The sequence below is a fragment of the Aerococcus sp. NPDC058936 genome, assembly GCF_042741995.1.
GTDB lineage: Bacteria > Bacillota > Bacilli > Lactobacillales > Aerococcaceae > Aerococcus.
This window is the reverse complement of record NZ_JBHYKZ010000005.1, coordinates 53,727-65,869: the sequence shown is the minus strand read 5'-3', so window position 1 is coordinate 65,869 and position 12,143 is coordinate 53,727. Positions and strand designations below refer to the sequence as shown.

General features: G+C 38.8%; 9 protein-coding genes. All 9 read left to right on the top strand.

Annotated features, from left to right (window positions below):
- The first annotated feature begins 147 nt into the window (after positions 1-147).
- Positions 148-744: an ATP-dependent Clp endopeptidase proteolytic subunit ClpP gene (gene clpP, locus ACFW0C_RS05220; protein ID WP_003140760.1), complete on the top strand. Its 597-nt coding sequence runs from the start codon at positions 148-150 to the stop codon at positions 742-744.
- 313 nt (positions 745-1,057) lie between these two features.
- Positions 1,058-2,095 carry a sugar-binding domain-containing protein gene (locus ACFW0C_RS05215; protein ID WP_338191302.1) on the top strand — a complete coding sequence of 346 codons (1,038 nt, stop codon included), beginning with the start codon at positions 1,058-1,060 and terminating at the stop codon, positions 2,093-2,095.
- Positions 2,096-2,132: 37 nt separating this feature from the next.
- The gene (gene gap / locus ACFW0C_RS05210) at positions 2,133-3,146 is read left to right on the top strand and encodes a type I glyceraldehyde-3-phosphate dehydrogenase (RefSeq protein WP_290489752.1); all 1,014 of its coding nucleotides are present in this window, start codon (positions 2,133-2,135) and stop codon (positions 3,144-3,146) included.
- Positions 3,147-3,247: 101 nt separating this feature from the next.
- Entirely contained in the window at positions 3,248-4,441 is a 1,194-nt protein-coding gene (locus ACFW0C_RS05205; RefSeq protein WP_378105980.1) for a phosphoglycerate kinase, read from the top strand.
- Between the two features lie 49 nt (positions 4,442-4,490).
- Complete coding sequence (gene tpiA / locus ACFW0C_RS05200) at positions 4,491-5,243, top strand: triose-phosphate isomerase (protein WP_003143084.1); 753 nt, start codon at positions 4,491-4,493, stop codon at positions 5,241-5,243.
- A gap of 3 nt (positions 5,244-5,246) precedes the next feature.
- Complete coding sequence (gpmI, locus tag ACFW0C_RS05195) at positions 5,247-6,779, top strand: 2,3-bisphosphoglycerate-independent phosphoglycerate mutase (protein ID WP_378105977.1); 1,533 nt, start codon at positions 5,247-5,249, stop codon at positions 6,777-6,779.
- A gap of 92 nt (positions 6,780-6,871) precedes the next feature.
- A complete protein-coding gene (eno, locus tag ACFW0C_RS05190) occupies positions 6,872-8,173 on the top strand; it encodes a phosphopyruvate hydratase (protein WP_378105975.1) in 1,302 nt (433 codons plus the stop codon).
- 287 nt (positions 8,174-8,460) lie between these two features.
- Complete coding sequence (locus ACFW0C_RS05185) at positions 8,461-10,101, top strand: peptide ABC transporter substrate-binding protein (RefSeq protein WP_378105973.1); 1,641 nt, start codon at positions 8,461-8,463, stop codon at positions 10,099-10,101.
- Between the two features lie 196 nt (positions 10,102-10,297).
- On the top strand, positions 10,298-11,971 hold the full coding sequence (locus tag ACFW0C_RS05180; RefSeq protein ID WP_378105971.1) for a peptide ABC transporter substrate-binding protein: 1,674 nt from the start codon (positions 10,298-10,300) through the stop codon (positions 11,969-11,971).
- The last annotated feature ends 172 nt before the right edge of the window (positions 11,972-12,143 follow it).

The window sequence follows — 12,143 nt, the reverse complement described above, 5'->3', positions numbered from 1 at the left end:
ATTTTTCAAGCCCTTGAAGGCCAGCTATTGGGCAGAATAAACCTTCTATGCTAAAATGATGGGGAAAGTCAAAAAGTTATATTTGTTGACCAATTTTGACCATAAAGGTATAATAGCCATATACAAGTTTAAAAGGAGGACATTTAAATGAACTTAGTACCAACAGTTATTGAACAATCTTCTCGCGGTGAACGTGCTTACGATATCTACTCTCGTTTATTAAAAGATCGTATTATTATGTTGAGCGGGGAATTTAATGATGATTTAGCCAACTCAATTATCGCTCAATTATTATTCTTAGACGCTCAAGACCCAGACAAGGATATCTACCTATACATCAATTCACCAGGTGGCTCTATCACTTCTGGTATGGCCATCTACGATACAATGCAATTCGTACATGCAGATGTACAAACAATTGTAATGGGTATGGCAGCATCAATGGGCTCATTTATTGCAGCTGCAGGTACTAAAGGTAAACGTTTTGCCTTACCAAATGCTGAGATCTTAATTCACCAACCATTAGGTGGCGCTCAAGGACAAGCTACTGAAATTGAAATCGCTGCTCGCCACATCTTGAAAACAAAAGAAAAAATGAACCGTTTATACTCTGAAATGACCGGTCAACCTGTAGAAGTGATTGAACGCGATACAGACCGTGATAACTGGTTAACAGCAGAAGAAGCGTTAGAATATGGTTTATTAGATCAAATTATGACTAAAAATGATGAATTAGAAAAATAATGAACGGATTTTAAATCTGGAGAAGTGGGGTAAAACCTACTTCTTTTTATTTAAAGGGTTCGGTATAGACCGTGGATAAACTCTTAAATATATATTCTTTGTAAGGCGTAATACTTTTCATAGCCGTATAGGAGAAAAGTGCCCCTAAAAGCTTGCAAGCGGATAAATTTATTGGTATGATTACTCATGTAAAGAGATGAGATTCGAAGGAATCAAATTTTTTTACCGTAAGGTGGTCAAAAAAAGACATCCTGGACAATAAAAGTCCCAGTCTTTTTTCACTCAACGTTTTTGTACTAGGAAAGTGGGGACTATGGACGAATTATTTAAAAGTATTACTGAAGTAGTGCCGGAAGTTCAGAAGACCTATTTTGAGAGAATCACCGTCTTACAGCGGATTTTCAAAGATGGTCCGATTGGTCGGAAGGGACTAGCTGAAAAGTTAGCAATTACCGAACGACCGCTACGTACAATCACGGATGTTTTGAAACAACAAGGTCTCATTGATTCTTCTCCCACGGGTATGACAATTACGCCAAAAGGAGAACGAGCAATTGCTACAGGTCAAGACTTGTGGCGTGATACAAATAAAATTCACTTACAAGAAAAACATTTGGCTGATGTGCTCAACATAGCAGATGCTCGAATTGTTTCAGGAGATATCGACCAGGATCAACATATTTTATTTGAAATGGGTCTACAAGTTTCAAAATACTTAGACAAGAATTTACCAATGGGGAATCATACGATTGCTGTTACTGGTGGTTCAACTATGCTAGAGGTGAGTGAACATGTTCAACTAGCACCTTCTACTGACAGACACTTTACTGTGGTCGCAGCCAGGGGTGGGATCGGAGATGCTTCAGCAACTCAAGCCAATACAATTAGCGATATTCTAGCGCAAAAGTTACACGGTCACAATATTTCCTTATATGCTCCCGAGAATTTATCTGAGGTGGCAAATATGGCTTTAATGAATGATCCCGTGATTCAATCAACTTTAAAGCGGTTAAAAGAGGCTAACATTTTGCTTTTTAGTGTTGGTAATGCTAAAATTATGGCAAGGCGTAGGGGACTTGATTTAGAAAGTTCATCTAAGATTAAGAGTAACCACGCTGTAGGGGAAGTGTTCGGGTGTTTCTTTGATAAAGAAGGAAACATAGTACATCGAATCCCTAGAATTGGTCTACAACTTGAAGACTTGGCAGATATTGACTTGCCAATTCTGATTGCTGGAGGCAGTGTAAAAGCAGAAGCAATACAGGCTTTTGCAAAACTTGCACCTAAACAGTTAGTCATTATAACTGATCAAGGTGCCTCAAATATGGTTTTAAATGGGGAATCCCATTAAAATAATTTTGTATTCCATTAAGGAGGAATTTTGTAGTATGGCAATTAAATTAGCAATTAACGGTTTTGGTCGTATCGGTCGTTTAACTTTACGTCGTATCTGGGAAGAAAATGAATCAAATGTAGAAATCGTGGCAATCAACGATTTAACAGACAACGAATTCTTAGCTTACCTATTAAAATATGATACAGCTCATGGTACTTTCAACCACGATATCGAAACTACTGAAAATGGTATTTCTATCGATGGTAAAGAAATCACTGTATACTCTGAACGTGACGCAAACGATTTACCTTGGGGTGACTTAGGTGTTGATATCGTTCTAGAATGTACTGGTTTCTACGCTACAAAAGAAAAATCTCAAGCACACATCAATGCTGGTGCTAAAAAAGTTATCATCTCAGCTCCTGCTGATGCTGAAACTAAAACAATTGTTTACGGTGTAAATGAAGATATCATCGATTCTGAAGATACAATTATCTCTGGTGCTTCATGTACTACTAACTGTTTAGCTCCTGTAGTTAACGTGTTAGAAAAAGAATTTGGTATCAAACATGGTTTAATGTCAACAATCCATGCTTACACTTCTACACAATCATTACAAGATGCACCTAACGGTAAAAAAGGTAACTTCCGTAACGGACGTGCAGCTGCAGAAAACGCTATTCCAGCATCTACTGGTGCAGCTAAAGCTGTAGGTCGTGTTATTCCTTCAGTTAACGGTAAAGTTGACGGTACTGCTATCCGTATTCCTATCGTAACTGGTTCGATGACTGAGTTCTACTCAACATTAAACACTAAAGTTACAGTTGAAGAAGTTAACGCTGCTATGGAAAAATACGCTAACCCATCATTCTTATACAACACTGATGAAATCGTATCTTCTGACATCGTTGGTGTTCCAGCTGGTTCAATCTTCGACGCAACTCAAACTAAAGTTATCGAATCTGAAGATGGCCAATTAGTTAAAACTGTTGCTTGGTACGACAACGAAGCTGGTTTCGTTTCTCAATTCGTACGTTTAATCGAATTCTTTGCTGCTAAACAATAATTAATTGTTTAAAAGTAAAATCAGTTGAATTTGGGCGGGAAGCTTCGCGCTTCCTGCCCTTTTTTATTGGTTAACAACTTAAGATAAGGAGTGCTATTTTAATGGCTAAGAAAACTGTAAAAGACATCGATTTGAAAGGTAAAGTTGTTTTAGAACGTGCTGACTTCAACGTTCCAATGGACAAAGACCTTAACATTACTGATGACAACCGTATCGTTCAAGCATTACCAACTATCGAGTATATTCTTGAGCAAGGTGGTCGTTTAGTATTATTCTCTCACCTTGGTAAAGTGAAAACAGAAGAAGATAAAGCTTCTAAATCTTTACGCCCAGTTGCAGAACGTTTATCTGAAAAATTAGGTAAAGAAGTTACTTTTGTAGCGCAAACTCGTGGTCAAGAATTAGAAGATGCTATCGCTAACCTTAAAGATGGCGAAGTATTGATGTTCGAAAATACTCGTTTCGAAGATGTAGACGGTAAGAAAGAAAGCAAGAACGATCCTGAATTAGGTAAATACTGGGCTTCATTAGGCGACGTATTTGTTAATGACGCATTCGGTACTGCTCACCGTGAGCATGCTTCTAATGTTGGTATCTCAAACAATATCGAAGCAGTTGCTGGTTTCTTAATGGAAAAAGAAATCCAATTCTTAGGTGACGCTGTTAACGAACCAAAACGTCCGTTCGTTGCAATCTTAGGTGGTGCAAAAGTATCTGACAAGATTTCAGTTATCGAGTCATTACTAAATAAGGCTGACAAAGTCTTAATCGGTGGTGGTATGGCATATACCTTCATGAAAGCTCAAGGTTACGAAGTTGGTGGCTCTTTACTTGAAGAAGACAAAATTCCATTGGCTAAAGACTTAATGGAACGCGCTGGCGACCGTTTAGTATTACCGGTAGATTTTGTTGTAGCTGACGCGTTTGACAACGACGCTAACACTGATGTTGTTGATGTCGACGGTATCCCAGCTGACTGGCAATCACTTGATGTAGGTCCTAAGACTGTTGAGTACTACGCATCACAAGTTGCAGATGCGAAAACTGTTGTTTGGAATGGCCCAATGGGTGTATTCGAAATGCCAAGTTTCGCAAAAGGTACTAACGGTGTTGGTGAAGCTATCGCTAACTTAACTGATGCTACAACTATCATCGGTGGTGGGGACTCAGCTGCAGCTGCCTACCAATTAGGTTTAGCTGATAAATTCACACACATTTCTACTGGTGGTGGGGCATCATTAGAATTCTTAGAAGGTAAAGAATTGCCTGGTATCGCTGCAATCGCGAACAAATAATTTTCGTAATTAAATCGAATAAAACTTTTCGTAAAGGAGTTTTTTATATATGCGTAAGACATTAATCGCTGGTAACTGGAAAATGAACAAAACAGCTGCTGAAGCTCATGAATTCGTTGCTGCACTTAAAGAAGGTTTCCCACAAACGGATGCTGAATCTTTAATCGCACCACCAGCAATCTACATTGAAAAATTAATCGAAGAAGTAGCAGGTACTGACATCCAAATTGGTGCACAAAATGTCCACTTTGAAGATGAGGGTGCTTTCACAGGTGAAATTTCTCCGCTTGCTTTAGAAGCTTTAGGCGTACCTTACGTTATCATCGGTCACTCAGAACGTCGTGAATTGTTCGGCGAAACGGATGAAGATGTACGTAAAAAAGCGGCAAGCATTTTCAGCCACAACATGACACCAATCATTTGCTGTGGTGAAACTTTAGAAACTCGTGAAGCTGGCCAAGAAAAAGAGTGGGTTAGTGGACAAATCCGTGCTGCTCTTGAAGGTTTAACTGCTGATCAAGTTGCACAAGCCGTAATTGCTTATGAACCAATCTGGGCAATCGGTACTGGTAAAACAGCTTCTGCTGATGATGCACAAGACATGTCAGCACACATCCGCGATTTATTATTTGAAATTGCTGGTAAAGAAGCTGCAGACCAAACACGTATTTTATACGGTGGTTCTGTAAAACCAGCTAACATTGCTGAATTGCTTGAAAAAGAGGACGTTGACGGTGCGCTCGTAGGAGGAGCTAGTCTTGATGTTACTTCTTACATCGCATTATTAAATGGAGGTAAATAACACATGTCTAAATCACCCGTAGCTATTATTATCTTAGATGGATTCGGTTGGAGAGAAGAATCATATGGTAATGCTGTAGCACAAGCAAACAAACCAAACTTTGACCGTTACTGGAATGAATTTCCACATGCTACAATGAAAGCTTCTGGGTTAGACGTTGGGTTACCTGATGGACAAATGGGTAACTCTGAAGTTGGCCATACAAATATTGGTGCTGGCCGTATTGTATACCAAAGCCTAACTCGAATCGATAAAGCTATTGAAGATGGTGAATTTGCTGAGAATGAAGCATTAAACGGTGCTTACACTCATGTAACTGACAACCATTCCGCTTTACACATCTTCGGATTATTATCTGATGGTGGGGTGCACAGCCACTTACGTCATATCGAAGCATTGATTAAAGATGCTAAAGCTAAAGGTGTTGAAAAATTATACCTACATGCTTTCTTAGATGGACGTGACGTTGATCCACATGCAGCACCAGGTTATATTGAATCACTTGAAAAAGTAATGGCCGAAGAAAACTTAGGTCAAATCGCTTCAATTTCTGGACGTTACTATGCAATGGACCGTGATAATCGTTGGGAACGTGTACAAAAAGCTTATGATGTTATGTTTAACGGTAAAGGCGAAACTGGCGAAGATGCAATTGAAGTTGTAAATGCGAACTACGCTAAAGACGTTACTGATGAATTCGTTGAGCCAACGGTTATTGTTGATGCTGACGGCAAGCCAGTAGGCCAAGTAGCCGATAATGATGCTATCATTTTCGCTAACTTCCGTCCTGACCGTGCTATCCAACTTTCAGACGCTGTAACAGCAACTGAATGGGATAACTTCGATCGTGGAAATGTACCAACAAACGTGAAATTTGTATCTATGACTAAATACAAAGATACAATCCCAGCTGACATCGCTTTTAAACCAATCGCATTGAAAAATGTTCTTGGCCAAGTGTTATCAGATAACGGCTTAAACCAATTACGTATCGCTGAAACTGAAAAATACCCTCACGTTACATTCTTCATGAATGGTGGGGCAAATGACGAATTCGAAGGCGAAAAACGTATTCTGATTAACTCACCTAAAGTAGCGACTTACGACTTGAAACCTGAAATGTCTGCTTACGAAGTGACAGATGCATTAGTTGATGAGATTGAAAATGATCGTCAAGATGCGATTATCTTAAACTTTGCCAACCCAGACATGGTAGGTCACTCTGGTATGTTAGAACCCACAATCAAAGCGATTGAAGCTGTTGATGAATGTTTAGGTCGTGTTGTGGATGCCTTATTAGCTAAAGACGGTAAAGCTATCATCTTTGCTGACCACGGAAACGCGGATACAGAATTAAATGAAGATGGTTCACCGAATACAGCGCATACGACAGTACCAGTGCCATTAATTGTCACTGAAAAAGGTATTGAATTACGCACTGATGGTCGTTTAGCTGATGTTGCGCCAACAATGTTAGATCTATTAGACGTTGACCAACCAGCTGAAATGACTGGTGAAAGCTTAATTAAGCATTAAACAAGGAATATCTGTACCTACCAATTGGTGGGTATGGTATAATATGAACGTAACAAATTTAAAAATTATTTTGAATTTAAAGGAGAGAAATTATGTCTGCAATTACTGATATTTACGCACGCGAAGTCTTGGACTCACGCGGTAACCCAACTGTAGAAGCTGAAGTTTACACTGAAGCTGGAGGTTTTGGTCGAGGAATCGTTCCATCTGGTGCTTCAACTGGTGAACACGAAGCCGTTGAATTACGTGACGGTGACAAAGATCGTTACTTAGGTAAAGGTGTTCAAAACGCTGTAAACAACGTGAACAACGCTATCGCTGATGCAATTATCGGACTTGACGTAACTGATCAAATCGGTATTGACGCTGCTATGATCGAATTAGATGGTACAGCTAACAAAGGTAACTTAGGTGCTAACGCTATCTTGGCTGTTTCGATTGCTGCTGCACGTGCTGCTGCGGATGAATTAAACATTCCATTATACAACTACTTAGGTGGTTTCAACGCTAAAGTATTACCAACACCAATGATGAACATTGTAAACGGTGGTTCTCACTCAGATGCACCAATCGCTTTCCAAGAATTCATGATTATTCCAGCTGGTGCTTCTTCATTCAAAGAAGCTTTACGTTGGGGTGCTGAAACTTTCCACGCATTGAAAAAAATCTTATCAGAACGTGGTTTAGAAACTGCTGTTGGTGATGAAGGTGGATTCGCTCCTCGCTTCGACGGTACAGAAGATGCTGTTGAAACTATCATCCAAGCAATCGAAGCTGCTGGTTACAAACCAGGTGAAGACATGTTCTTAGGTTTCGACTGTGCTTCTTCAGAATTCTACGAAGACGGCGTTTACAACTACGCTAAATTCGAAGGTGAAGGCGGAGCTAAACGTGACGCTGCTGAGCAAGTTGCTTTCTTAGAAGAATTAGTTGCTAAATACCCAATCATTACTATCGAAGATGGTATGGACGAAAATGACTGGGACGGTTGGGCATTATTAACTGAAAAATTAGGTGAAAAAGTACAATTAGTTGGTGACGACTTATTCGTAACAAACACTGAAATTTTAGAACGCGGTATTACTAACCACGTAGGTAACTCAATCTTAATTAAAGTTAACCAAATCGGTACTTTAACTGAAACTTTCAACGCTATTGAAATGGCTAAACGCGCTAACTACACAGCTGTAGTATCTCACCGTTCAGGTGAAACAGAAGATTCAACAATCTCTGATATCGCTGTAGCAACTAACGCTGGTCAAATCAAAACTGGTTCATTATCACGTACTGACCGTATGGCGAAATACAACCAATTATTACGTATCGAAGATGAATTAGGCGATTTAGCTGAGTACCAAGGATTAAACGCTTTCTACAACTTAGAAAACAAATAATTTCTCTTAAATTAGGGCAATTTACTGTACCAATTTAAGTCGCAATGACACTTTCGAATATTCAGACAGTTAACATCCTAGCGCAGATATCTCGGTATCTGTGCTTTTTTGCGGTAATCAACTTCTGCTTTTCGGTAAAGTTGCACATACAAAAATGGATTAAATCTAGCAAAGTCGTGCATGATCGTTTTTTCTGAAAAAAATATTAGATTGATACTATTGACATAATAAAATAATGAGATACAATGATATTTATATTAAAAATGTATGAGAAACGGGAGATTTCTATGAAAATAAAGAAAAGTTTTTTGGTTACGCTAGCAACTGCGGCTTTATTAGCTGCTTGTGGTAGTAATGAAGGGAATACTGAGGCTGCAAATGGGGAAGCGAGTGCAGTAGTCAATTATGTAGCACCAACTGAAATTGCTACAATGGACTCAGTATTAGTAACAGATATGAATAGTGCCAACTACATTGGACATGTTCAAGAGGGTTTATATTGGGAAAATGATGTAAATGAAATCCAACCAGCCTTAGCTGAATCATTGCCTGAGGTTTCTGAAGATGGATTAACTTATACGATTAAAATGCGTGAAGATGCAACATGGTCAAACGGCGATCAAATTACAGCGCACGATTTCGTATATGCAATTCAACGTTTAGCTAATCCGGACACGGCAGCGCCATACTCATACTTACTAGCAGGATTTGAAAATGCTGAAGGTGTTTTAAGCGGTGAACAAGCTATTGAAGATTTAGGTGTTGAAGCTTTGGACGATTATACTATAGAAATTCGTTTAGAAACACCAATTCCATATATTGAAAACTTATTAGCTTTCACACCGTTATACCCACAAAACCAAGCTTTTGTTGAAGAAGTAGGGGATGCTTACGGTACTGATTCAGATAATCTTGTTTTCTCTGGTCCATTTACCATGACTGAATGGGACGGTACAGGTTTAACTTGGTCATTAGTGAAGAATGACGACTACTACAATGCTGACGATATTGCCATTGATGAAGTAGATGTTCAAGTTATCAAAGAAGTCTCAACTAATGTTAACTTATTTGAAGCTGGAGATGTTGACAACTCATTATTAACAGGTGAATTAGCTAAGCAGTATCTAAATCATGAAGACGCCGTACAACAAGCAAAAGCGAGAAACTACTGGGTAGCCTTTAACTATAATAACGAAGTATTTCAAAATAAAAATCTTCGTGAAGCGATCGACTACGCCATTAACAACGAAGAGTTAGCAACTAATGTTATCGGTGATGGTTCAAACCCGGTATCTACATTTGTACCGGAAAACTTTATCTTTAACCCAGAAACAGAAGAAGACTTTGTTTCGGAAGTTGCAATTGAAGATAAATACGATCCAGAAGAAGCAGGTAGACTTTGGGCATTAGCACAAGATGAATTAGGTGTTGAAACATTAACACTGAACTTATTAGGCGATGATGACGAGAAAAGTAAAACAACCGCTGAATATATCCAAGGACAAATAGCAAATAACTTACCAGGTGTCACTTTAACATTGCAAAATGTACCTAAGAAAAACCGTCTAAGCCAAGAAGATGCGCGTGATTACGATTTAGTTATCACAGGTTGGGCTGCTGACTTTGCGGATGGTATTAACTTCTTCGAATTATTTGAAACCGATGGACCTTACAACCGTGGGGACTACTCAAACGAAGATTATGATGCAGAAATTATTGCTGCTAAAGGTGAAAATGCCAATGATCCAGTAGCACGTTGGGAAAACTTTGTTGCTGCTCAAGAAGTATTAACTGAAGATTCAGCGTGGATTCCTCTATACCAAGAAGTAGAAACACAATTAAGAAATCCTAACTTAGAAGGCATTACTTTCCGATCTGTTGGTAACGAATTTGACTTACGTACTGCCACTTTAGATAATGCAGAATAAATACAATAATTGAACAAGTGACAAGACAACCGTTGATATAATATCAACGGTTGTCTTTATTTATGAGGGTATTATGAATATTTCATGAAAATAATGAGAAGAAAAGATTGACAACGTATTCAAAATCTAGTAAATTGTCTCCATGTTGTAATAAATATCTAATTAAGCGATTTGCTTAAATATGGAGGATGTTCTTATGGAAAGAAAAAGTTTATTTAAATCACTTGCAGTGATTGGTTTATCAGGTTTAGTGCTAGCGGCCTGTGGTAATGGAAGTGACAATTCGGGTTCAAATGGTTCTGGCGAAAGCGAACAAGTATTGAACTGGACGACAACTTCTGAATTACCAACAATGGATACGACAATGGTTACAGATACAGTTTCATTTGATATGATGAACAACGTGAATGAAGGTTTATACCGTCAAAACGCTGAAGGTAAATATGAAGCTGGTGTATTAGACGGCGAACCGGAAATTTCTGAAGACGGTTCTGTATACACATACAAAATTAAAGAAGATGCTACATGGTCAAATGGGGACTCTGTAACAGCTAATGACTTTGTATATGCATGGCAACGTTTAGTTGATCCTGATACAGCAGCGCCATACTCATACTTAGCGGACGGTATCATCCAAAATGCAACTAAAATCATCGCTGGCGAAATGGAACCTTCAGAGTTAGGTGCTGTTGCTGTAGATGAAAAAACATTAGAAGTAACATATGCGAAACCCGTGCCATATTTGGAAGGTTTACTATCAATGGCACCGTTCTACCCACTTAACCAAGCTTTTGTAGAAGAACAAGGTGATAGCTATGCAACAAACTCAGATACAGTTTTATATAATGGACCATTTGCCTTATCTGGTTGGGATGGTACAAACTTGAACTGGTCATTAGTGAAAAATGATAGCTATTGGGATGCAGATAATGTTCAGTTAGATACAGTTAAATACCAAGTACTTAAAGAAACTTCAACTGCATTAAATCTATTTGATTCTGGTGAGATTGACTATACTACAGTATCTGGTGAATATGTAGCGGCTCGTGAAGGTGATCCAAACATGGATAATGCGCCTGAATCGACAGTATTCTATATCAAGATGAACCAAGAACGTAACGGTGAAGAAACACCATTAGCGAATACAAATATTCGTCGTGGTATCGCACAAGCGATTGATAAACAATCATTTGCAGACCAAGTGTTACAAAATGGCTCGCTACCTGCTGACTACTTAGTACCAGAAGGATTAGCAAGCAATCCGTCAACAGATGGAGACTTCCGTGAAGATTCAACTGAAGGTACAGGATTTGTTGACTATGATGTAGAAGCTGCTCAAGAAGCATTCAATGCTGGTTTAGAGGAGTTAGGTACTGACTCAATTACACTTGAATTATTAGTAGATGATACAGAAAATGCGAAACGTTCAGCTGAATATATCCAAGGACAATTGCAAACAAACTTACCAGGTTTACAAGTTCAAATTGTTTCAGTTCCGTTCAAGAACCGTGTAGCAGCTGATAATAGTCAAGACTACGATTTACAAATCGCAGGTTGGGGCGCTGACTATGCTGACCCTATCAACTACTTAGAGTTATTTGTAACAGATGGTAACAACAACAACTCCGGCTACTCAAACGAAGAGTACGATGCGTTAATCCAAGCTGCATCAGATGAAACTGAAGACTTAGACAAACGTTGGAGCGATTTAGTAGATGCTGAAACTTTAATCTTAGAAGAAGCTGGTATCGCACCATTGTACCAACGTTACGGTGCTTACTTAGAGCAACCAACAGTTGAGGGCGTTGTTCACCACCAAGTTGGTGCATCAACTTCATTCAAATGGGCTTCAAAAACAGCAGCAGAATAATTTCAGCTGACATTTGAAACTTATTGAAACAACCCGCCAAGCCTTGGCGGGTTGTTTTTATTATGATATGTGAGGAATGTTGACGCTAAATGATAATTGTGTTAGAATTTGTACTGCTTTTGGTGAATAATTCTAAGATATTGTCTAGAATATAAAAAATCATAGATATGAC

Excerpts from the sequence above, each read along its gene's own strand:
- gpmI (WP_378105977.1), top strand. The coding sequence starts at position 5,247 with ATGTCTAAATCACCCGTAGCTATTATTATCTTAGATGGATTCGGTTGG.
- tpiA (WP_003143084.1), top strand. The coding sequence starts at position 4,491 with ATGCGTAAGACATTAATCGCTGGTAACTGGAAAATGAACAAAACAGCT.
- clpP (WP_003140760.1), top strand. The coding sequence starts at position 148 with ATGAACTTAGTACCAACAGTTATTGAACAATCTTCTCGCGGTGAACGT.
- ACFW0C_RS05205 (WP_378105980.1), top strand. The coding sequence starts at position 3,248 with ATGGCTAAGAAAACTGTAAAAGACATCGATTTGAAAGGTAAAGTTGTT.
- ACFW0C_RS05180 (WP_378105971.1), top strand. The coding sequence starts at position 10,298 with ATGGAAAGAAAAAGTTTATTTAAATCACTTGCAGTGATTGGTTTATCA.
- gap (WP_290489752.1), top strand. The coding sequence starts at position 2,133 with ATGGCAATTAAATTAGCAATTAACGGTTTTGGTCGTATCGGTCGTTTA.
- ACFW0C_RS05215 (WP_338191302.1), top strand. The coding sequence starts at position 1,058 with ATGGACGAATTATTTAAAAGTATTACTGAAGTAGTGCCGGAAGTTCAG.
- ACFW0C_RS05185 (WP_378105973.1), top strand. The coding sequence starts at position 8,461 with ATGAAAATAAAGAAAAGTTTTTTGGTTACGCTAGCAACTGCGGCTTTA.
- eno (WP_378105975.1), top strand. The coding sequence starts at position 6,872 with ATGTCTGCAATTACTGATATTTACGCACGCGAAGTCTTGGACTCACGC.